Annotated in this window: 23 protein-coding genes; all 23 read left to right on the top strand. The window is 70.6% G+C overall.

The features are described from left to right. Positions 1-7: 7 nt before the first annotated feature. Positions 8-1,036 carry a tryptophan--tRNA ligase gene (gene trpS / locus WD341_RS11475; protein ID WP_368425592.1) on the top strand — a complete coding sequence of 343 codons (1,029 nt, stop codon included), beginning with the start codon at positions 8-10 and terminating at the stop codon, positions 1,034-1,036. 187 nt (positions 1,037-1,223) lie between these two features. Beyond that, positions 1,224-2,132, top strand: a complete 909-nt coding sequence (locus WD341_RS11470) for a sulfite exporter TauE/SafE family protein (RefSeq protein WP_368425591.1) — start codon at positions 1,224-1,226, stop codon at positions 2,130-2,132. Positions 2,133-2,148: 16 nt separating this feature from the next. Then, positions 2,149-2,910 (top strand): TIGR02186 family protein, encoded by a 762-nt coding sequence (locus WD341_RS11465; RefSeq protein ID WP_368425590.1) that lies wholly within the window; start codon positions 2,149-2,151, stop codon positions 2,908-2,910. Between the two features lie 49 nt (positions 2,911-2,959). Beyond that, positions 2,960-3,490: a universal stress protein gene (locus WD341_RS11460; RefSeq protein WP_368425589.1), complete on the top strand. Its 531-nt coding sequence runs from the start codon at positions 2,960-2,962 to the stop codon at positions 3,488-3,490. Between the two features lie 104 nt (positions 3,491-3,594). Continuing rightward, positions 3,595-4,152 (top strand): NifU family protein, encoded by a 558-nt coding sequence (locus WD341_RS11455; protein WP_368425588.1) that lies wholly within the window; start codon positions 3,595-3,597, stop codon positions 4,150-4,152. Positions 4,153-4,267: 115 nt separating this feature from the next. Further along, positions 4,268-5,254 (top strand): glucosaminidase domain-containing protein, encoded by a 987-nt coding sequence (locus WD341_RS11450; protein ID WP_368425587.1) that lies wholly within the window; start codon positions 4,268-4,270, stop codon positions 5,252-5,254. A gap of 137 nt (positions 5,255-5,391) precedes the next feature. Further along, positions 5,392-6,024: a malonic semialdehyde reductase gene (locus tag WD341_RS11445; protein WP_368425586.1), complete on the top strand. Its 633-nt coding sequence runs from the start codon at positions 5,392-5,394 to the stop codon at positions 6,022-6,024. Then, on the top strand, positions 6,021-6,704 hold the full coding sequence (gene tsaB / locus WD341_RS11440) for a tRNA (adenosine(37)-N6)-threonylcarbamoyltransferase complex dimerization subunit type 1 TsaB (RefSeq protein ID WP_368425585.1): 684 nt from the start codon (positions 6,021-6,023) through the stop codon (positions 6,702-6,704). Before WD341_RS11445 ends, tsaB begins: the two co-directional genes overlap by 4 nt. Further along, positions 6,701-7,159, top strand: a complete 459-nt coding sequence (gene rimI / locus WD341_RS11435) for a ribosomal protein S18-alanine N-acetyltransferase (protein ID WP_368425584.1) — start codon at positions 6,701-6,703, stop codon at positions 7,157-7,159. The genes tsaB and rimI overlap by 4 nt, the downstream gene beginning before the upstream one ends. Before the next feature lie 211 nt (positions 7,160-7,370). Further along, positions 7,371-7,778 carry a MucR family transcriptional regulator gene (locus WD341_RS11430; RefSeq protein WP_368425583.1) on the top strand — a complete coding sequence of 136 codons (408 nt, stop codon included), beginning with the start codon at positions 7,371-7,373 and terminating at the stop codon, positions 7,776-7,778. A gap of 185 nt (positions 7,779-7,963) precedes the next feature. Continuing rightward, on the top strand, positions 7,964-8,404 hold the full coding sequence (locus tag WD341_RS11425) for a Fur family transcriptional regulator (protein ID WP_368425582.1): 441 nt from the start codon (positions 7,964-7,966) through the stop codon (positions 8,402-8,404). Positions 8,405-8,450: 46 nt separating this feature from the next. Beyond that, the gene (locus tag WD341_RS11420) at positions 8,451-9,290 is read left to right on the top strand and encodes a GNAT family N-acetyltransferase (protein WP_368425581.1); all 840 of its coding nucleotides are present in this window, start codon (positions 8,451-8,453) and stop codon (positions 9,288-9,290) included. Then, entirely contained in the window at positions 9,287-10,147 is an 861-nt protein-coding gene (locus WD341_RS11415; protein ID WP_368425580.1) for a lysophospholipid acyltransferase family protein, read from the top strand. Before WD341_RS11420 ends, WD341_RS11415 begins: the two co-directional genes overlap by 4 nt. A gap of 76 nt (positions 10,148-10,223) precedes the next feature. Next, positions 10,224-11,612: a tRNA (N6-isopentenyl adenosine(37)-C2)-methylthiotransferase MiaB gene (miaB, locus tag WD341_RS11410; protein WP_368425579.1), complete on the top strand. Its 1,389-nt coding sequence runs from the start codon at positions 10,224-10,226 to the stop codon at positions 11,610-11,612. Between the two features lie 13 nt (positions 11,613-11,625). Further along, complete coding sequence (locus tag WD341_RS11405) at positions 11,626-12,621, top strand: PhoH family protein (protein WP_368425578.1); 996 nt, start codon at positions 11,626-11,628, stop codon at positions 12,619-12,621. A gap of 283 nt (positions 12,622-12,904) precedes the next feature. Beyond that, positions 12,905-13,450 (top strand): rRNA maturation RNase YbeY, encoded by a 546-nt coding sequence (gene ybeY, locus WD341_RS11400; RefSeq protein ID WP_368425577.1) that lies wholly within the window; start codon positions 12,905-12,907, stop codon positions 13,448-13,450. Continuing rightward, positions 13,447-14,379, top strand: a complete 933-nt coding sequence (locus tag WD341_RS11395; RefSeq protein ID WP_368425576.1) for a hemolysin family protein — start codon at positions 13,447-13,449, stop codon at positions 14,377-14,379. The genes ybeY and WD341_RS11395 overlap by 4 nt, the downstream gene beginning before the upstream one ends. After that, entirely contained in the window at positions 14,376-16,022 is a 1,647-nt protein-coding gene (gene lnt / locus WD341_RS11390; protein ID WP_368425575.1) for an apolipoprotein N-acyltransferase, read from the top strand. The genes WD341_RS11395 and lnt overlap by 4 nt, the downstream gene beginning before the upstream one ends. Before the next feature lie 183 nt (positions 16,023-16,205). Further along, positions 16,206-16,655, top strand: a complete 450-nt coding sequence (locus WD341_RS11385) for a helix-turn-helix domain-containing protein (protein WP_368425574.1) — start codon at positions 16,206-16,208, stop codon at positions 16,653-16,655. A 189-nt stretch (positions 16,656-16,844) separates the two neighbouring features. Beyond that, positions 16,845-18,026: a methionine adenosyltransferase gene (gene metK / locus WD341_RS11380; protein ID WP_368425573.1), complete on the top strand. Its 1,182-nt coding sequence runs from the start codon at positions 16,845-16,847 to the stop codon at positions 18,024-18,026. A 31-nt stretch (positions 18,027-18,057) separates the two neighbouring features. Further along, positions 18,058-18,834 (top strand): tRNA (guanosine(46)-N7)-methyltransferase TrmB, encoded by a 777-nt coding sequence (gene trmB / locus WD341_RS11375; protein WP_368425572.1) that lies wholly within the window; start codon positions 18,058-18,060, stop codon positions 18,832-18,834. A 143-nt stretch (positions 18,835-18,977) separates the two neighbouring features. Beyond that, complete coding sequence (gene rimP, locus WD341_RS11370; protein WP_368425571.1) at positions 18,978-19,556, top strand: ribosome maturation factor RimP; 579 nt, start codon at positions 18,978-18,980, stop codon at positions 19,554-19,556. Positions 19,557-19,704: 148 nt separating this feature from the next. After that, positions 19,705-20,506, top strand: an 802-nt coding sequence (gene nusA, locus WD341_RS11365; protein ID WP_368425570.1) for a transcription termination factor NusA, incomplete at its 3' end; no start/stop codon positions are given.

The raw sequence follows: 20,506 nt of genomic DNA, 5'->3' as shown, positions 1-20,506 counted from the left end.
TGCCCCTGTGAAGCGCATCTTCTCGGGCGTCCAGCCCACCGGCAACCTGCACCTCGGCAACTACCTCGGCGCGATCCGCAACTTCGTGCGGCTGCAGAGCGACTTCGACTGCATCTTCTGCGTCGTCGACCTGCACGCGCTGACCCTGTGGCAGGAGCCGGAGGAGCTGCGCCGGCACACCCGCGAGGTGACGGCCGCCTTCCTGGCCGCCGGCGTCGACCCGAAGAGCAACATCATCTTCAACCAGAGCCAGGTCCGCGCCCACGCCGAGCTGGCCTGGATCTTCAACTGCGTCGCGCGCATCGGCTGGCTGAACCGGATGACCCAGTTCAAGGAGAAGGCCGGCAAGAACCGCGAGAACGCCAGCGCCGGGCTCTACGTCTATCCCAACCTGATGGCCGCCGACATCCTGGCCTACAAGGCGACCCACGTGCCGGTCGGCGACGACCAGCGCCAGCACCTGGAGCTGTGCCGCGATATCGCGCAGAAGTTCAATCACGACTACGGCGTCGATTTCTTCCCGATCATCGAGCCGCAGATCCTGGGCTCGGCGACCCGGGTCATGTCGCTGCGCGACGGCTCCAGGAAGATGAGCAAGTCCGAGGCCTCGGACATGAGCCGCATCAACATGACCGACGGCGCCGACGAGATCGCCCGCAAGCTGCGCAAGGCGACCACCGACCCCGACCTGCTGCCCGGCCCCGAGGTCCTGGGCGAGGACGGCGCGCTGCCCGAGGAGACGCGCCGGGCGCGGCCGGAGGCCTACAACCTGCTCGGCATCTACGCCGCCCTGGCCGACGAGGACTGGACGGCCGTGTTGACCCGCTTCGAGGGCAAGGGCTTCGGCGACTTCAAGAAGGCGCTGGTCGAGCTGGCGGTCGCCAAGGTCGGCCCGATCGGCGACGAGATGAAGCGCCTGACCGCGGACACCGGCGCGGTCGACGCGGTGCTGCGCGAGGGCGCCGAGCGCGCCCGCGCGATCTCCGAGCCGATCCTCCAGGAGTGCCAGGACATCGTCGGCCTGCTGCGGCCCTAGCGGCCGAACCCCGGCGCCCGCTCCCGGCCAACGAAATTTCCCGCTGCCGCGCGCGCTTTTCCCGACTCCGGCCCTACCGCTCGCCGCTGCAGCACTCTAGGCTGTTGTCCGGGCTGGGGCGCGCCGCAATCCGCGGCGACGCCCCCAGTCGCCGTTTGCCGGGGCCGGGAGGCGTTTCGAGTCGGGCATGCAGGTCTATCTGCCGATCGCCGAGCTGTCCCTCGACGTCTTCCTGCTGCTCGGCCTGGGCGGGCTGATCGGCTTCCTATCCGGACTCTTCGGCGTCGGCGGCGGCTTCCTGATGACGCCGCTGCTGATCTTCATCGGCGTGCCGCCGGCGATCGCGGTGGCGACGCAGTCGACCCACGTCGTCGCCTCCTCGGTCTCCGGCGTGCTGGCGCACTGGAAGCGCGGCAACGTCGACGTCAAGATGGGCGTGATCCTGCTCTGCGGCGGCTTCGTCGGCTCGACCCTGGGCGTCGGCATGTTCACCCTGCTGCGCTCGATCGGCCAGATCGACCTGGTGATTTCGCTGAGCTACGTCGTGCTGCTCGGCACGCTCGGCGTGATGCTGATGCTGGAGGGTGCGCGCGCGCTGCTGCGACGGCGCGGCCAGGGCCGCACCGGCAAGCTGCACAGCCACAACTGGGCGCACGGCCTGCCGCTCAAGACACGCTTTCGCAAGTCGCGGCTCTACATCTCCGCGCTGGTGCCCCTGGCGATCGGCTTCGGCGTCGGCGTGATCTCCTCGCTGATGGGCGTCGGCGGCGGATTCATCCTGGTGCCGCTGATGATCTACGTGCTCGGCATGCCGACCACCGTGGTGATCGGCACCTCGCTGTTCCAGATCATCTTCGTCTCGGCCAACGTGACCTTCCTGCAGGCCAGCCAGAACCAGGCCGTCGACCTGGTGCTGGCCCTCCTGCTGGTCCTCGGCGGCGTGATCGGCGCGCAGTTCGGCGGCCGGCTCGGCGCCCGGCTCCCCGGCGACCTGCTGCGGCTGCTGCTCGGCCTGCTGATCCTCAGCGTCGGCGCCAAGCTGCTGGTCGACCTGCTGGTGCCGCCCCACGACATCTACTCCCTCGGCTTGACGTGACGGGAGGGCAGGCAAGATGAACCGGCTGGTCCGCCGCAGGCTGTTCTCCCTGCTTCTCGGCACTTTCGTGGCCGCCGCCATCGTCTTGCCGGCGCGGCCGGTCGGGCTGGTCGCCGACCTCTCGAGCTACCTGGTCGCCATCACCACCGGCTTTTCAGGCGAGGACGTGCTGTTCTTCGGCGCGGTCGACGGCCCCGGCGACGTCGTCGTGGTCCTGCGCGGCCCCGACGGCGAGCAGCAGGTGCTGCGCAAGAGCCGGGTCGCGGGCATCTGGATGAACACCGCGCGCATGAGCTTCCGGCAGGTGCCGAGCTACTACGCCGTGGCCAGCACCCGGCCGATCGAGGAGATCGCGGACCGGGCCGTGCTGCGCAGCCTGGAAATCGGGCTGTCCAACCTGCGCCTGGCGCTGCCGGCGGCGATCGCCTCCGCCAACATCGCCGACGAGTGGCGTGCCGCGCTGATCCGCAACAAGCAGGCCCAGGGCCTGTTCGCGCGTGAGCTGGCCAAGGTGACGCTGCGCGACGAGCGGCTGTTCCGGACCTCCTTCTACCTGCCGCCGACCGTCCCGGTCGGCTACTATCAGGCCCAGGTCTACCTGTTCCGCGGCGGTCAGGCGGTCAGCGCCCAGACCATCCCGCTGTCGGTCAGCAAGGTCGGGCTGGAGGCAGACGTCTTCCTGTTCGCCCATCGGCGGCCGTCGCTCTATGGTTTGGTTGCCGTGATCTTCGCGCTTTTGGCAGGATGGATCGCCCATGCCGTCTTCCGGCGGAACTGAGAGTATGGCCAGCACCGCATGACCCTTCCAGCATGACCCCTTCGTCCTCATGACCGATACAGAAGACAGCGCCGCCAACGCGCCGAGCGACGACGCCGAGGCCAAGTCTCCGGTCACGACCCAGCGGATCTTCCTGGTGGTCGTCGACGAGAGCCCCGAGATGGGCCTCGCGCTGCGCTTCGCCTGCCGGCGCGCGCGCCACTCGGGCGGGCGGGTCGCGTTGCTCTACGTCATCGAGCCCTCGGAGTTCCAGAACTGGCTGGGCGTCGGCAAGCTGATCAGCGACGAGGCGCGCCAGGGCGGCGAGCAGGTGCTGCAGCGCCAGGCCGCCAAGACCTCGGAGCTTACCGGCTCGGTGCCGATCCTCTATCTGCGCGAGGGTTCTCGGCGCGACCAGTTGCTCGAGCTGATCGAGGAAGAGCCTTCGATCTCCATATTGGTGCTCGGCGCGAACGTCGGCCAGGGCGGCCCCGGGCCGCTGGTCTCCGCCCTTACCGGCAAGTTCGTCGGCCGCCTCAGAATCCCCGTCACGATCGTCCCCGGCAGCCTGTCGGAAGAGGATGTCGACGCGCTCAGCTGAGCGCCGGAGCGGGCACGACACGACGCTGCGGGCTTGAAGCTTTCCGCGCCCTGGTCCAAATAGCGGACAGCCGTTGCCCCGAGAGCCGGGGCGCAGGAGGGACAATGTTCATTCAGACCGAAGAGACGCCGAATCCGGCGACGCTGAAGTTTCTGCCGGGCCGCGCCGTCATGGAGAGCGGCACCGCGAGCTTCGAGGACGCCGAGTCGGCGCGCCGCTCGCCGCTGGCCGAGCGGCTGTTCGAGATCGAGGGCGTGACCGGGGTATTCCTGGGCAGCGACTTCATATCGGTCAGCAAGCAGGAGCAGCGCGAGTGGTTCCTGCTCAAGCCGGCGGTGCTCGGCGCGATCATGGAGCACTTCGTCGCCGGGCAGCCGATCCTGCTGGCCGACGAGGAAGTCGCGCAGGCCGGCGAGGACGGCGCCGAGGACAGCGAGGTCGTCCAGCAGATCAAGGAGTTGCTCGACACCCGGGTGCGGCCGGCGGTTGCCCAGGACGGCGGCGACATCCTGTTCCACGGCTTCGACAAGGGCATCGTGTACCTGCACATGCAGGGTGCCTGCGCGGGCTGTCCCTCCTCGACCGCGACCTTGAAGATGGGCATCGAGAACATGCTCCGGCACTACGTGCCGGAGGTCGTCGAGGTCCGCGCCGTCAACTGACGACGCTGGACTCTCGGACGTCGCGCCGCGGCCCGAACGTTTCGGGGCCGGGACCTTTGGGGAGGTCCGGCGTTACAGGCGGCAGGACCAGGACAGACAAGGGATAGTCGAAGGTATGGGGAAGACGCGCCTGGCGTCGGGCCTCGGGCTCGGCGCGCTCGTCGCGATTGCTTTGCTGTGGGCCGGCAGCTCCACCGCCGCCAGCAACGCCCATCCGGGCGCCGAGGAGGCGGCTCCACCGGCCGGCGAGCCGCTGACGATCAACTGGATCGAGCGGGACCCGCATCCGATCGAGGGCCTGTTGCTCAAGGTCGAGCCGGAGGACGCCGAGGATCTCGGCGCCTTCTTCGAGCGCCAGGGTTTCGGAATGGCGGGCGTGCGCGCGGGCGCGCGCAGCGTGCCGCGGGTCGCGGTCACGCGGCTGCCTCAGGACCTGAAGGCGCTGCGCCGGGCCGAGGAGCGCAAGCTGCTGTTCCTGCGCAGCGTCCTGCCGCTCGTCCTGCTGAGCAACGAGGAGATCAGGACCTGGCGTGGCCGCCTGCTGGCGCTGCAAGAGGCGGTGCAGGCCGGCGCCGAGCCGGCCCCCGAAGACCGCGCCTGGCTGGCGGAGATGGCAGAACGCTACGGCAGCGACCCGCAGGACCTGGACGCCCTGCTGCGGCGGGTCGACGAGGTACCGGTCAGCCTGGCGCTCGGCCAGACCATCCTGGAGAGCGGTTGGGGCACCTCGCGCCTGGCTATCGAGGGCAATGCCCTCTTCGGCGAGACGACGCCCTCGACCGCGGTGCCCCATCTGGTCCAGCGGGTCGAGGGCGGCAAACGCTTCCGCGCCTTCCCGAGCCTGCTGGAGTCGGTCCGCGCCTACATGCACAACCTGAACAGCCACCCGGCCTACCGGCGGTTTCGCGAGCAGCGCGCCGCGCAGCGCGCTCTAGGCGTGATGCCGAGCGGCAAGCTGCTGCTGCCGACCCTGGAGCGCTACGCCGAGCTGCCGCAGTACCTCAAGCTGGTCCGCAGCCTGATCCGCAGCAACGGGCTGGAGGAGCTCGAGAGCGCGCGCCTCGACCGCGACTGGTTCGCCAGCCGGGACGCGAGCTTCTGAGCGACCGGCGCGGCGAAGGGCGCTGACTCCAGGCTGCCGCCGCCCGACCGGCGCCGGAGGCTCTGCTTGCGGGACGCGCGCATCTCGCGCACCGTGCCGGCGATGCCACGAGACGCGACGAGGGAGGGCCGGATGCCATGAACGAGCCCGCGGGCACCCCGCCCGGCCGCCTCCCGGAGTCCGCCCTGGACTCCCGGAGCCTCGACCTGCTGTTCGGCAAGGCCCGGACCCACACCGCCTGGCTGGAGCGCGCGGTCGAGCCCGCGCTGCTGCGCCGCCTGCACGACCTGTGGAAGATGCCGCCGACTTCGGCCAACTGCTCGCCGCAGCGCGTGCTCTTCCTGGTCAGCACGGAGGCGAAGCAGCGCCTGCGCCCGCACCTGCTCGCCGGCAACGTCGCGCAGACGATGAGCGCGCCGGTCACCGCCATCCTGGCCTACGACCTGGCCTACCACGAGCACCTGCCGCGGCTGTTCCCCCGCGCCGACGCCCGGGCCTGGTTCGCCGGCGACGACAAGCAGGCGCTGCGCCAGGCGACGGCCTTTCGCAACGGCAGCCTCCAGGGCGCTTACCTGATGCTGGCCGCCCGCGCGCTCGGCCTCGACTGCGGCCCGATGTCGGGCTTCGACAACGCCGGGGTCGACGAGGCCTTCCTGGCCGGGACCGGTTGGCGATCCAACTTCCTGTGCAATCTCGGCCACGGCGACCCGAAGGCCCTGCATCCGCGCTCGCCGCGCTTTGACTTCGACGAGGTCTGCAGGATCCTGTGAGCCGCCTCTTGCTCGCCTTCGACTGTTCGGGTCCGTCCTGCTCGGCGGCACTGGCGCGCGACGGCGCGATCCTGGCCCACCGCTTCGAGGCGCGGCCGCGCGGCCAGGCCGAGCGGCTGCTGCCGATGCTCGGCGAGGTCCTCGGGGAGGCCGGCCTCGGCTACGCCGATCTCGCGGCGCTCGCCGTCACCCTCGGGCCCGGCAGCTTCACCGGCCTGCGCATCGGCCTGGCGACCGCCCGGGCCCTGGCCCTGGCGGCCGGGCTGCCGATCGTCGGCCGCAGCACCTTCGAGGTGCTGGCGGCCGCCGCCGCGCCGGAGCGTGCCGAGGCGGAGAACCTGCTGGTAGCGATCGATTCCCAGCGCGGCGATCTCTTCGTCCAGGTCTTTCCGCGACAGGGCGCCCCCGAGCCGCCCTTCGCCGCCGATCCCGCCGCCGCCGCGCGCCGCGCCGGGCGGTCCGGCGCGCCATTGCTGCTGGCCGGCAGCGGCGCCCTGCGCCTCGGCGAAGCCCTCGACGCCCTGGGAGAGAACTGCCGGATCGGGCAGGCCGTGCTGCCCGACGCCGCGACCTTGGCGATCCTCGCGGCGGAGGCGCCGCTGCCGGCCCTGGGCAGCCCGCCGCCCCGGGCGGTCTACCTGCGCCCGCCGGATACCACGGCGGCGGCGGCAGGGCCGTGACCGCGGAGGTCCGGCCGCTGGCGGCGACCGACCTCGACCTCCTGGCCGGCCTGCACCGCGACTGCTTCCCCCACGATCCCTGGAACCGGCGCGCCCTCGCGGAGGTGCTGGCCATGCCGGGCGCCGGCGGCTGGCTGATCGCCGAGGCGGGGGAGTCGGCGCTCGGCTTCCTGCTGGTGCGGCGCGCCGCCGACGAGGCCGAGATCCTGAGCTTCGGCGTCGCCCCGGCGCACCGCCGCGAGGGTCTGGGCGGCCGGCTGCTCGAGACCGCACTGGCGGCGTTGGCGGCCCAGGGCGCGGCGCGGCTGTTTCTCGAGGTCGCGATCGACAACGCGGCGGCCCGCAGGCTCTACGAGCGACTCGGATTCCTCCAGGTCGGACGCCGCGCCGGCTACCTGAGCGCGCCTGACGGGCCGCGGGACGCGCTCGTCCTGGCCCGCCGGCTCGGGCCCTGAGCGGCCCTCGAGGCATCGGGAAAGAACGAGTCCGGAGTTCCGGCTTCCGCTACAACAGAGAGCAGAAAGGCCTCTTTGTTGTATCTATGCCCACAAAACGCAAATCAGACGGTCCTCGGCCGGGCTATCGGGCGCCTCCTTGAATAGAGTTGCAAGGAAGGCGGCATATGAATATATAGCCTCGAACTCCCTTTCCGATCCGAGAGAAACAATGACCGAAGAAGCGAAATCGAACGAGTTGTTGAGCCTGACGACGAATATCGTCGCCGCCCATGTGTCGAACAATTCGATTTCCGCAGCCGACCTGCCGGGCCTGATCCACGACGTCTACAGGAGCCTCGCAACTGTCGGTGGCGCGCCGGCCAAGGATCCCGAGCGGCCGACCCCGGCGGTGCCGATCAAGAAGTCGGTCATGCCGGACTACATCGTCTGCCTCGAGGACGGCAAGAAGCTGAAGATGCTGAAGCGACACCTGAAGACCGCCTACGACCTGTCGCCCGAGGACTACCGCGAGAAGTGGGGGCTGGCGCCCGACTATCCGATGGTGGCCCCGAACTATGCCAAGCAGCGCAGCCGCCTGGCCAAGCAGATCGGCCTCGGCACACGGCCGCGCGGCTGACAGGCGCCGGGGTTCGGCCGGATGCGGCGGGGACCGGGCCTGCCCCGCGTGCAGGCGTCCGGGACGCACCGCGGCCTCGAGGGCGGCCGGGATCGAGGACCAGGGCGGGGCGTCCGATGCCTTGGGCTTTCGCGCGCCCTTTCGCTATACTGCCGCCACGAATCGCCAGAAGGTTAGGAAAAGCGATGCCGGATCGGCTCGAGCGCCGCTGCATCGAGAAGGGTCTGAAGATGACCGACCAGCGACGGGTCATCGCCCGCGTGCTGTCGGAAGCCTCCGACCACCCCGACGTCGAACAGGTCTACGTACGCGCCACGGCGATCGACTCGCGCATCTCGATCGCGACCGTCTATCGCACGCTCAAGCTGTTCGAGGAGGCGAACATCCTCGAGCGGCACGAGTTCGGCGACGGCCGCGCGCGCTACGAGGAGGCCAGCGAGGAGCACCACGACCACCTGATCGACATGAACTCGGGCGAGGTCATCGAGTTCTACAACGCCGAGATCGAGCGCCTGCAGCGGCTGATCGCCCAGGAGCTCGGCTACAAGCTCATCGATCACCGGCTCGAGCTCTACGGCGTCAAGGCCAAGCGCGACGTTCCGGGCGGCGACCCGGGCGCGGCCTGAACCGGGCCCCGCGTGGGCCGAGCCCGAGGGGCGAGGCTGCGGCAGCATGAGCGACAGCGCCAGTCAGAGACACCACAAGACGCCGCCGCCTGCCCGGCCGGTCGACGAGCGGCTGCGCGGCCTGCACCTGCGCCTCGCCGAGAACCAGGCCGAGATCGAGGCGTCGCAGCGGCTGCGCTACCAGGTCTTCGTCGAGGAGATGGGCGCGCGGCCGACCGCCGAGCGCGCCGCGACCGGCCGCGAGCACGATCGCTTCGACGCCTTCTGCGACCACCTGCTGCTGTTCGACACCGAGCGCGACGCGGTGGTCGGCACCTACCGCTTCCTGCGCCGCTCCCAGGCCGCGGCTGCCGGCGGCTTCTACACCGCGACCGAGTACGACATCGACTGCCTGCTGGCCTACCCCGGCGAGATCATGGAGCTCGGGCGCTCCTGCGTGCACCGCGACTATCGCACCGGCATGGCCATGCAGCTGGTCTGGCGCGGCATTTCCGCCTACGTGGCGTATCACAAGATCACGCTGCTGTTCGGCTGCGCCAGTCTTCACGGCACCGACCCGGACGCCCTGTCGGTCCACCTCTCCTACCTCTACCACCATCACCTGGGGCCGCCGGCGCTGAGGCCGCGCGCGCTGCCGGCGCGCTACACCGAGATGAACCGCCAGCCGGCCGAGAGCTTCGACCCTCGCAAGGCGATGCAGATCCTGCCGCCGCTGATCAAGGGCTATCTCAGGGTCGGCGCCTACATGGGCGAGGGCGCGGTGGTCGACGAGGACTTCGGCACTACCGACGTCTGCGTCGTGCTCAAGCCCGACCTGGTGACCGAACGCTACCGGCGGAATCTCAACCGGGCGCGCTCCGGCCCGGCGGTGGACGAGCCGTCATGAGGCCTGCCGAGGGCTACATCGGCTCGCCCCTGCTGGCGATCCGGCGGATTGTGCTCTTCGTCGCCCTGACCGCCGTGCTGATGCCGGTCCAGGCGGTGCTGATGCTGGTCCATGCCCCGCTGACCAGGCGCCTGCCCTACTGGTACCACCGCCATGCCTGCCGCTGCCTCGGCATCCGGGTCGAGCGGCGCGGCCGGCCGCGTCGCCAGCATCCGACGCTCTACGTCTGCAACCATGTTTCCTACTTCGACATCCCGGTGCTGGGCAGCCAGCTTCAGGCCTCCTTCATCGCCAAGCAGGAGATCGCCGCCTGGCCGTTCTTCGGCTGGCTGGCGAAGCTGCAGCGCTCGGTCTTCGTCGATCGCCGGCGCAGCCAGAGCGGCGCCCAGCGCGACGAGATGCAGAAGCGGCTCGAAGCGGGCGACGACCTGATCCTCTTCCCGGAGGGCACCAGCGGCGACGGCAACTTCGTGCTGCCCTTCAAGAGCGCGCTGTTCAGCGTCGCCGAGCGCCGCGTCGGCGACGCGCCGCTGGTCGTGCAGCCGGTCTCGCTGTCCTACACCCGCCTCGACGACGTGCCGATGGGACGCTACCTGCGCCCCTACTTCGCCTGGTACGGCGACATGGATCTGCCGGCCCACCTTTGGGAGAGCCTGGGGCTCGGGACGCTGACCGTGGTCGTCGAGTTCCACGAGCCGGTCACGCTCGACGAGATGGGCAGTCGTCGAGCGCTCGCCGAGCGCTGCCATGCCCTGATCGAGGCCGGCGTCGCCCGGGCGATCTCGGGCCGCCTGCCGCCGCGCGAGAAGCGCCGGCGACGCTTCGGTCGAAAGCGGGCGAACGTTGCCGCGGGCTGAGGGAAGATGCTATGCAACGTTCCTGAGCCCCGCGCGCAGGAACGCGACCTCCTCGCCAAAGAGGTCGCGCTGAACGGTGACCACGAAGAAACTCTACATCCGGACCTATGGCTGCCAGATGAACGTCTACGACTCCGCCCGTATGGCGGACGTCCTGGCGCCACTGGGCTATGTCCCGACCGAGCTGCCTGAGCTGGCGGACCTGATCCTGCTCAACACCTGCCACATTCGCGAGAAGGCCAGCGAGAAGGTCTTCTCCGAGGTCGGCCGGCTGCGCCCGCTCAAGCAGGCGGCCGAGGCCGAGGGCCGCAGGCTGCTGATCGCGGTCGCCGGCTGCGTCGCCCAGGCCGAGGGCGAGGAGATCCAGCGCCGGGCGCCGGCGGTCGACATCGTGCTCGGCCCGCAGACCTATCACCGCCTGCCTGAGCTGGTGCGCCGCGCCGAGGGCGGCGAGCGCGGCCGCGGCCTGGTCGATACCGACTTCCCGGTCGAATCGAAGTTCGACTTCCTGCCAGAGGAGGCCGAGGGCCGGGGCCCGGCAGCCTTCCTCTCGGTGCAGGAAGGCTGCGACAAGTTCTGCAGCTTCTGCGTCGTGCCCTATACGCGCGGTGCCGAGGCCTCGCGCCCGGCCGCCCAGGTGCTGGCCGAGGCCCGGCGCCTGGTCGCCGGCGGCGCCCTCGAGATCACCCTGCTCGGCCAGAACGTCAACGCCTACCACGGCGAGGCGCCGGCGCAGGCCGCGGGCGGCCCGGCGAGCTGGAACCTGGCGCGGCTGGTCCGCGCCCTGGCCGAGCTCGACGGCCTGGAGCGGATTCGCTACACGACCTCCCACCCGAGCGACATGGACGACGAGCTGATCGCCGCCCACGGCGAGGTCGCCCAGCTGATGCCCTACCTGCACCTGCCGGTGCAGTCCGGATCCGACCGGATCCTGGCGGCCATGAATCGCCGCCACGCCGCCGACGACTACCGTCGGATCGTCGAGCGCCTGCGCGAGGCGCGGCCGGACTTGGCGCTGTCCAGCGACTTCATCGTCGGCTTCCCCGGCGAGCGCGACCGCGACTTCGCCGAGACCCTGCGCCTGATCGGCGACGTCGGCTACGCCCAGGCCTACTCCTTCAAGTACTCGCCGCGCCCCGGCACCCCGGCCGCCGGCACCGCCGAACAGGTCCCCGAGCCGGTCAAGGCCGAGCGCCTGGCCATGCTGCACCAGCTGCTCGGCGCGCAGCAGCAGGCCTTCAACCAAGCGACGCTCGGCCGGCGGCTGCCGGTGCTGCTCGAGCGCGCGGCCAAGCATCCCGGCCAGCTCAACGGGCGCAGCCCCTACATGCAGTCGGTCACGGTGGCGGCGCCGGACCGGCTGCTCGGAACGGTCGCCGAGGTCGAGATCCTCGAGAGCCATCCGAACAGCGTGAAAGGCCGGGTCGTGGCCGCACCGCAGCCCGCCGCGGCCTCGGCCGCCTGAGGAAAGTGCCCGCTTGACCGACCGGCCTCACGAGCTGCAGTTCGACGACAAGGCCCTGGTGCCGCTCCTGTTCGGCCAGCACAACCGCCATCTGGCGCGGCTCGAGCAGCACCTCGGCGTGTCGATCGACTCCTTCGGCAACACCGTGACCCTGCACGGCCCGGCGGCGGACCAGACCCGCGCCGAGCAGGTCCTGGGCGCGCTCTACCAGCGCCTCAAGAAAGGCATGTCCGTGGACGACCAGGAGATCGACGCGGCGGTGCGCATGCTCAGCGACCGCGACCAGGAGGAGCAACTCGGCGCGCTGCACGGCGAGGCGCTCAAGCTGGTCACCAAGAAGCGCCACGTGACGCCGCGCTCGCCCGGCCAGATGGCCTACGTGCGCGCCCTGCTCGACAACGAGCTGGTCTTCGGCATCGGCCCGGCCGGCACCGGCAAGACCTACCTGTCGGTCGTCGTCGCCGTGACCATGCTGCTGCAAGGCCGCATCGACCGGATCATCCTGTCGCGCCCGGCCGTCGAGGCCGGCGAGCGGCTCGGCTTCCTGCCCGGCGACATCAAGGACAAGGTCGACCCCTACCTGCGGCCGCTCTACGACGCGCTGCACGACCTGCTGCCCGGCGACCAGGTCAACAAGCGCCTGGAGAACGGCGAGATCGAGATCGCGCCGCTGGCCTTCATGCGCGGCCGCACCCTCTCGAACGCCTTCATCATCCTCGACGAGGCGCAGAACACCACGCCGACGCAGATGAAGATGTTCCTGACCCGGCTCGGCGAGAACAGCCGGATGGCGGTGACCGGCGACCTGTCGCAGATCGACCTGCCGGGCAGCCAGGGCTCGGGCCTGCGCGACGCCGTGCACCTGCTCGCCAAGCTCGACCGCGTCGCCTTCATCCAGTTCACCGACGCCGACGTGGTCCGTCACTCGCTGGTCACCAAGATCGTCCAGGCTTACGACGCCCGCGACAAGGCCGGCGGCGTCGAGGCCGACCTCTTCGACGGCCGCTAGACTGAATTTCTCATACTGGAAGGGGTCGTCACGTGGGTTATCGGCGGACAGGCAAGGAGAAGCGCGCAGCGCGATGCGGCGCATCGGGCAAGCGCTTCGACGCGGCCTGTGCGGCGACAACCAACGCCCTCCGGGTCGCTCCTGGCGGGCTCGCCCGCGGCGTCGCAGCCCTCGAGCGTAGCTTCGGCTACGCTCTTCAGGCTGCTCTTGGCGGATCGAGCCCGCCAGGAGCGATGCCGACCCCTTCCAGTATGAGAAATCCAGTCTAGACGGAGACCGACCGATGGAAGAGCCTCCGAGTAGCCGGCACGAGCTGGCGGTCCTGATCGAGGACGCCGGCTGGCAGGAGGCGCTGCCGGACGCCGAGGCGCTGGTCCTGCGCGCCGGTCGGGCCGCCCTGGCCGACCAGGGCGCACCGCTCGAGCTCTCGGTGCTGCTGACCGGCGACGAAGCGGTGCGAGCGCTGAACGCACGCTACCGCGGCCAGGACAAGCCGACCAACGTGCTGTCCTTCCCCGCCGACCTGGCGGCGCTGCCGGGCGAGGCGCGCCTGCTCGGCGACTTGGCGCTGGCCTTCCAGACCTGCAGGCGCGAAGCCGGCGAGCAGGGCAAGACCCTGGCCGCCCATCTGGCGCACCTGGTGGTCCACGGCACGCTGCACCTGCTCGGTCACGACCACGAGGCCGAGCCCGAGGCCGAGGCAATGGAGGCGCGCGAGCGCGTCCTGCTGGCGACCCTCGGCCTGCCCGATCCCTACGGCCCCGATCCTCTTGAGGAGGGCGGCGCGCCGGCGGCCGGCGCCACGACGGCCGGGCGGGGCGGGCGATGAGCGAGGCTTCGGCACCGCGCGGCGGACTGCGCCGCCTCGGCCAGCAGCTGCGCGGCCTGCTCGGCGGTCGCAACGGCGACCACGACCAGCACCTGCGCGACACCATCGAGGAGATCATCGGCGAGATCGAGGAGGCCGACGACGAGGAGACGCGGCACCCGATCGGCGACCACGAGCGCCGGATGTTCTCGAACATCCTCAAGCTGCGCCACCTGACCGCCTACGACGTGATGATCCCGCGCGCCGACATCGTCTCGATCGAGGTCGGCGCGACCCTGGAGGATCTGATCGCGCTGATGGGCCAGGCCGGCCACAGCCGCCTGCCGGTCTACCGCGAGACCCTCGACGATCCGATCGGCATGGTCCACATCAAGGACGTGCTCGGCTACTCGACCAGCAAGCGGAACTTCAAGCTGGCCAACATCATCCGCCCGGTGCGCATCGTCGCGCCCTCGATGCGCGTCGTCGACCTGCTGCTGGAGATGCGCCTTAAGCGCAGCCACATGGCCCTGGTCGTCGACGAGTTCGGCGGCATCGACGGCCTGATCACGATCGAGGACCTGGTCGAGGAGATCGTCGGCGAGATCGAGGACGAGCACGACGTCGAGGAGGGACCGAAGCTGGTCTGGCGGCCCGACGGCAGCCTGGTCGCCGACGCCCGCACCACCATCGAGGACTTCGAGGAGGCGGTCGGCCCGGTGCTTTCGGAGGAGGAGCGCGACGCCGACATCGACACCCTGGGCGGGCTGGTCTTCTACCTCGCCGACCGGGTGCCGAGCCGCGGCGAGCTGATCGAGCACCCAGCCACCGCCATCGTCTTCGAGGTGCTGCAGGCCGATCCTCGGCGCATCAAGCGCCTGCGCCTGCGCGACCTGCCGCCGCGCCCGGAGAAGACCGGCGAAAGGAACGGCGAGGATAACGGCAAGTGAGCGGCCCGGCGCCCGAGGCCGGCCGCTTCGCCCGCTGGGCGGCGGTCCTGCGGGCCCTGGCCGGATGGCGCCAGCTCGCCGCAGCGTCGCTGCTCGGCGCGCTCTCCGCGACCGCGTTGCCGCCGCTGTACCTGGTGCCGCTGCTGGTGCCGGCCTTCACGGGCCTGATATGGCTGCTCGAAGGCTGTCCGGGCTGGCGGCGCGCCTTCCTGGTCGGCTGGGCCTTCGCGGTCGGCCACCACTTCGTCGGGCTCTACTGGGTCGGCATCGCGATGACCGTCGACCTCGCCCGCTTCTGGTGGTTCCTGCCGATCGCGGTGCTCGGTCTCGCTTTCGGTCTCGGCCTGTTCGTCGCCGCCGGAACCGCGCTGCTGCGCGGCCTCGGCCTGCGCGGCCCATCCCTGGTGCTGGCCCTGACGGCCGCCTGGCTGGCCGGCGAGGCCGCGCGCGGCCACCTGCTCTCCGGCTTTCCCTGGAACCTGATCGGCACGGTCTGGGCCTTCGACGCGGTCCCCCTGCAGGCCGCCTCGCTGTTCGGCGTCTGGGGCCTGAGCGCGGTCACGCTGCTCGCCGCCATGGCGCCGGCGGTGCTGGCCGGTGCCTGGCGCCGGCGCCTGCGCTTCACCCTGCTCGCCGTTCTGCCGCTCGCGGGCTGCCTGCTGTTCGGCGCGACCCGGGTCGGGCTGGCGCCGCCGATCGGCGCGGCGGTCGACCCCGACGTCCGGCTGCGTATCGTCCAGCCGAGCATCTCGCAGCAGGAGAAGTGGCAGCCCACGCAGCGCTCCCGGCACGTCGCCGACCAGCTGCTGCAGAGCCTGCGGAGCGGCTTCGAGCAGACCAGCGCGGTGATCTGGTCGGAAACGGCGATCCCCTATCTGCTGAACCTCGACCCCGACCTGCAGAAGGTGGTCAGCCGGGTGGCCCCGCCGCGCGGCTACCTGCTCGCCGGGGCGCCGACCCGAGAGCCCGGCCCCGGCGGCGACTCCCTCTACAACTCGCTCTATGCGATCGCCCCCGCGGGCACGGTCGAGACGCGCTTCGACAAGGTCCACCTGGTCCCCTTCGGCGAGTATCTGCCACTGCGCGGGCTGATCGACGCGCTCGGCTTCGCCAGCCTGACCGGCGGTAACTTCTCCAGCGGGCCCGGGCTCGCGGTCGTCGCGCTGGAGGGGCTGCCGCCCTTTTCGCCGCTGATCTGCTACGAGGTGATCTTCTCCGGCGCCGTCTACCCGGCCGACGGTCCACGGCCGGCCTGGCTGCTCAACCTGACCAACGACGCCTGGTTCACCAACCCGGCCTGGCGGATCCTGGGGGTCGCGCCCTTCCGCCACACCTCGGGCCCCTACCAGCACCTCGCCAGCGCTCGGCTGCGTACGGTCGAGGAGGGTCTGCCGCTGGCGCGCGCCGCCAACAACGGCATCTCGGCGGTGATCGATCCCTACGGGCGGGACCTGGCGCGCCTGCCGCTGCACGCCGTCGCCAATCTGGACGCGCTGCTGCCGCGCGCCCTGCCGCCGACGCCCTACGCGGCAATCGGCCGCTGGGTGCTGCTGCCGCTGTTCCTGCTGCTCGTCGTCCCGGCCCTGCTGCTGCGCCGGGCGCCGGCCGGCGGCAGCGGTCGCTCGCCCGAGGAAGGCGTGTAGAACTCTCCTTGTTTTTCTAGTCTTGAGTATAGAGCGACAGGATTTACCAGAATACTTGGTTGTGTCTGGTAATATTCGAGTTGTCGTTTTAGGAGAACCATTACTGAATGGTTGACGACATCACGTTTCATGCAATAAGACACAAATCCTTAGCCATCGAGTGAAAAGCCAGGAGCAGCCGAAATGCCCAGAGGCAGACGTCCCGGGAGCGGCCGGGGCGGGGGTCCCAATCCCGTCGACGTGCATGTCGGCCAGCGGGTCCGCCAGCGCCGGACCCTGATGGGACTCAGTCAGGAGAAACTGGGCGAGGCGCTCGGCCTGACGTTCCAGCAGGTGCAGAAGTACGAGCGCGGCGCGAACCGCATCGGCGCGAGCCGGCTGTTCGACCTCGCGAACATTCTCGACACCGACATCAACTACTTCTTCGAGGACATGCGCGCCGACGTCGCCGCAGCTGCGCCGAGTAAGCTGCACGGCCAGAGCGAGCCCCCCGAGACCAGCGCCCCGGAGCCGGATCCCATGGCCCGCCGCGAGACGCTGGAGCTGGTGCGCGCCTACTACCGGATCGTCAATCCCCATGTCCGCAAGCGGCTGTTCGAGATGACCAAGGCCCTGGCGCAGATCACGGACTGAGGGGTGGCCTGCAGGCCGACTCCCCGGGGCCCGGGGGCCCCGTCCGGGTCCTCCCGGAGCCGCCGGTCCGACACTGCCCCCTTGCGGCGGCTAGCCCGAATCGGCATGGTTGCCCGCTCTCAGAGCGCGCGCGCCCCGTCTTTCCGCCGCGCCGCCGCTTATTCTGAAATTTCTCGAAAGGGTCATGCCTTGAAGAAAGGAAACTACCTCTTTACCAGCGAATCGGTGTCCGAGGGCCATCCCGACAAGGTCTGTGACCGGGTGTCGGACGCCGTCGTCGACGCCTTCCTGGGGCACGACCCGGCCGCGCGCGTCGCGGTCGAGACCCTGTCCACGACGAACCGCATCGTGCTGGCCGGCGAGGTCCGCTCGACCCCGGAGACCGTGAAGAGCGTCCGCGACCAGATGGAGGACATCGCCCGGCGCGCGATCCGCGAGATCGGCTACGAGCAGGACGGCTTCCACTGGAAGACCCTCCAGGTCCAGAACTACGTCCACGAGCAGTCCGCCGACATCGCCGTCGGCGTCGACGCCGCCGGCAACAAGGACGAGGGCGCCGGCGACCAGGGCATCATGTTCGGCTTCGCCTGCGACGAGACGCCGGAGCTGATGCCGGCGCCGATCCAGTACGCCCACAGCATCCTGAAGTCGCTGGCCGAGGCGCGCCACTCCGGCGCCGAGCCGCGGCTCTGCCCCGACGCCAAGAGCCAGGTCACGCTGCGCTACGAGAACGGCAAGCCGGTCGGCGCGACCTCGGTGGTGGTCTCGACCCAGCACGCCGCTGAGATCGACCAGGACGCGGTGCGCGAGATCGTCCGCCCGCACGTCCTCAACGTGCTGCCCGAGGGCTGGATGTGCCCGGAGGAGGACTTCTACGTCAATCCGACCGGCCGCTTCGTGATCGGCGGCCCCGACGGCGACGCCGGCCTGACCGGGCGCAAGATCATCGTCGACACCTACGGCGGTGCGGCGCCCCACGGCGGCGGCGCCTTCTCGGGCAAGGACCCGACCAAGGTCGACCGTTCGGCCGCCTACGCCGCGCGCTATCTCGCCAAGAACGTGGTCGCGGCCGGGCTCGCCCAGCGCTGCACCATCCAGCTGTCCTATGCCATCGGCGTCTCCAAGCCGCTCAGCGTCTACGTGCTGTGCGACGGCACCAACGAGGTCGACCAGGACAAGCTGGGCAGCGTGCTGCGCGAGATCATGGACCTGTCGCCGCGCGGCATCCGCGAGCATCTCCACCTGTCTCGCCCGATTTATGCGCGCACCGCCGCCTACGGCCACTTCGGCCGGGCGCCAGAGGCCGACGGCGGCTTCTCCTGGGAGAAGACCGACCTGGTGCCCGAGCTGAAGCGCGCCTTCGGCGCCTGAGGCGGGGCGGGTTCCGACCGGAGGCGGCGCCATGGCGGCTCCGGCGGGCCGCCAGCCCGCGCCCGGGAAGCTGCACGGCCGCCGCCAGGGCCGCCCCCTGCGCGACGGCCTGCGCGGGCTGATCGAGCGGCGCCTGCCGGCGCTCGAGGTACGGCTGCCCGAGCGGGGCCGGCTCAATCCCGCGAGCCTGTTCCCCGCGGCCCCGGTGGCGGCGGCCCCGGTCGAGGCGGCCCCGGTCGAGGCGCCGTCCGCCGGCGCCGGGCGGCCGATCTGGCTGGAGATCGGCTTCGGCGGCGGCGAACACCTGGCCTGGCAGGCGATCCGGCATCCCGAAGCGGGGCTGATCGGCTGCGAGGTCTTCGTCAACGGCATCGCCACGCTGCTGCGCGCGCTCGAGGAGAGCGGCGCCGGCAACGTGAGGATCTTCCGCGAGGACGCCCGGCTGCTCGTCGAGGCGCTGCCCGACGCCTGCCTCGACCGCGTCTTCCTGCTGTTCCCCGACCCCTGGCCGAAGCGTCGCCACGCGAAGCGGCGCTTCGTCGCCCCGGCTACCCTCGACGCCCTGGCGCGGGTGCTGCGCCCAGGCGGCGAGCTGCGGGTCGCCAGCGACGATCCGACCTACCAAGCCTGGGCGCTGGCCCACCTGCTGCGCCATCCGGCCTTCGACTGGACCGCTCGGCGCGCCGACGACTGGCGTCGGCGGCCGCCCGACTGGCCGGCGACGCGCTACGAGGCGAAGGCGCTGGATAGCGGGCGCAAGCCGGTCTATCTGGCGTTCCGGCGCGTCCCGGACTCAGAATACCCTTGAAATCGAGCGGCGTTCGCGCTTAATTCCAGCCTAAGCCATAGGGCTTGATGGAAATCGCGATCCATCGAGTCAGAACAACATGGTGGGCCAACGGCCCGCCATTTTTGTTGGTCCCACCCCAACTGACGGAATGGCGAGAAGGTTTGAACGCGCAACCCGCGGGCGACAGGAATTTTGAGCAGGATCTCTCGGCCGAAGCGGCCGCCTTCTCGCTGACCAGCGAGGGTCAGGCCGCCGAGGTCGAGCGCATCGTCGCGCCCACGGTGGCCGACCTCGGCTACGAGATCGTGCGCATCCAGATCGGCGGTGGCCGTCATCGCCCGACCCTGCAGATCATGGTCGAGCGCCCGGATGGCACGCTCGCCATCGAGGACTGCATCGCCGTCAGCCACGCCGTCTCGGCGCTGCTCGAGGTCGAGGATCCGATCGCCGGCGCCTACGAGCTGGAGGTCTCCTCCCCCGGCATCGATCGACCGCTGACCCGGGGCAAGGACTTCCTGCGCTACGCCGGCTTCGAGGCGCGCATCGACACCCGGATGCCGGTCGGCGGGCGCAAGCGGGTCAAGGGCCGCCTGCTCGGCCTCGAGGGCGCCGAGGTGGTGCTGGCCGAGGCCGCGGGGCAGCCGCACACGCGCCTGCCCCTGTCCGTCATCGGCAAGGCCAAGCTGGTGCTGACCGACGACCTGATCGCCGCCGGACGGGCCGACAGCCCGGACGCCTGACCGGCGGGCTTGCCCGGCTGCCGGCCTATGCGAACGGCCTGCGCCGGACGGGCCGGTACGAGACCGACGCCCGGGGCGGAACCCTGGGGGCAGGACCCTGGGGGCAGGTCCCTGGGGGCAGAACGCCCGAGTTTTGGGAAGAGGAACGATGGAACCGCAGACCCTTCACCGTACCGAGCTGCTGCAGGTGGCAGAGGCCGTGGCCCGCGAGAAGGGCATCGAGCCCGGCGAGGTCATCGTCGCCATGGAGCAGGCGATCCAGAAAGCCGGCCGCGCCAAGTATGGCCAGGAGCACGACATCCGTGCCGAGATGGACCGCCGCACCGGCGAGATCCGGCTGCGCCGCTACCTGACGGTCGCGGACCCGGTCGAGAACGAGTTCACCGAGGTCCCCCTCAAGACCGCCCAGGTCCGCAAGCCGGAGGCCAAGATCGGCGACGTCCTGATCGACGAGCTGCCGCCGATCGACCTCGGGCGCATCGCCGCCCAGACCGCGAAGCAGGTCATCGTCCAGAAGGTGCGTGAGGCCGAACGTACGCGTCAGTACGAAGAGTACAAGGACCGGGTCGGCGAGATCGTCAACGGCATCGTCAAGCGCGTCGAGTTCGGCAACGTCACGGTCGACCTCGGCCGCGCCGAGGCGATGATGCGCCGCGACGAGTCGCTGCCGCGCGAGAGCCACCGCACCGGCGATCGCGTACGGGCCTACATCTACGACGTACGGCCGGAGCTGCGGGGGCCGCAGATCTTCGTCTCGCGCGCCCACCCGCAGCTCATGGCCAAGCTGTTCGCTCAGGAGGTGCCGGAGATCTACGACGGCATCATCGAGATCAAGTCGGTGGCCCGCGACCCGGGCAGCCGCGCCAAGATCGCGGTGATCAGCCACGACTCCTCGATCGATCCGGTGGGCGCCTGCGTCGGCATGCGCGGCAGCCGCGTCCAGGCCGTGG

It is taken from the genome of Tistlia sp., from assembly GCF_040905785.1.
In the GTDB taxonomy this organism is placed as follows: Bacteria; Pseudomonadota; Alphaproteobacteria; order Kiloniellales; family DSM-21159; genus Tistlia.
The sequence above is the reverse complement of the archived record's forward strand: the minus strand, read 5'-3'. Positions and strand labels throughout refer to the sequence as shown.

What these genes read in the sequence shown, in the direction of transcription:
- WD341_RS11395 (WP_368425576.1), top strand. Translation starts at nt 13,447, where the DNA reads ATGAGCGAGGCTTCGGCACCGCGCGGCGGACTGCGCCGCCTCGGCCAG.
- ybeY (WP_368425577.1), top strand. Translation starts at nt 12,905, where the DNA reads ATGGAAGAGCCTCCGAGTAGCCGGCACGAGCTGGCGGTCCTGATCGAG.
- WD341_RS11460 (WP_368425589.1), top strand. Translation starts at nt 2,960, where the DNA reads ATGACCGATACAGAAGACAGCGCCGCCAACGCGCCGAGCGACGACGCC.
- WD341_RS11430 (WP_368425583.1), top strand. Translation starts at nt 7,371, where the DNA reads ATGACCGAAGAAGCGAAATCGAACGAGTTGTTGAGCCTGACGACGAAT.
- WD341_RS11450 (WP_368425587.1), top strand. Translation starts at nt 4,268, where the DNA reads ATGGGGAAGACGCGCCTGGCGTCGGGCCTCGGGCTCGGCGCGCTCGTC.
- WD341_RS11455 (WP_368425588.1), top strand. Translation starts at nt 3,595, where the DNA reads ATGTTCATTCAGACCGAAGAGACGCCGAATCCGGCGACGCTGAAGTTT.
- WD341_RS11445 (WP_368425586.1), top strand. Translation starts at nt 5,392, where the DNA reads ATGAACGAGCCCGCGGGCACCCCGCCCGGCCGCCTCCCGGAGTCCGCC.
- trmB (WP_368425572.1), top strand. Translation starts at nt 18,058, where the DNA reads ATGGCGGCTCCGGCGGGCCGCCAGCCCGCGCCCGGGAAGCTGCACGGC.
- WD341_RS11425 (WP_368425582.1), top strand. Translation starts at nt 7,964, where the DNA reads ATGCCGGATCGGCTCGAGCGCCGCTGCATCGAGAAGGGTCTGAAGATG.
- WD341_RS11415 (WP_368425580.1), top strand. Translation starts at nt 9,287, where the DNA reads ATGAGGCCTGCCGAGGGCTACATCGGCTCGCCCCTGCTGGCGATCCGG.
- WD341_RS11385 (WP_368425574.1), top strand. Translation starts at nt 16,206, where the DNA reads ATGCCCAGAGGCAGACGTCCCGGGAGCGGCCGGGGCGGGGGTCCCAAT.
- WD341_RS11420 (WP_368425581.1), top strand. Translation starts at nt 8,451, where the DNA reads ATGAGCGACAGCGCCAGTCAGAGACACCACAAGACGCCGCCGCCTGCC.
- WD341_RS11465 (WP_368425590.1), top strand. Translation starts at nt 2,149, where the DNA reads ATGAACCGGCTGGTCCGCCGCAGGCTGTTCTCCCTGCTTCTCGGCACT.
- WD341_RS11470 (WP_368425591.1), top strand. Translation starts at nt 1,224, where the DNA reads ATGCAGGTCTATCTGCCGATCGCCGAGCTGTCCCTCGACGTCTTCCTG.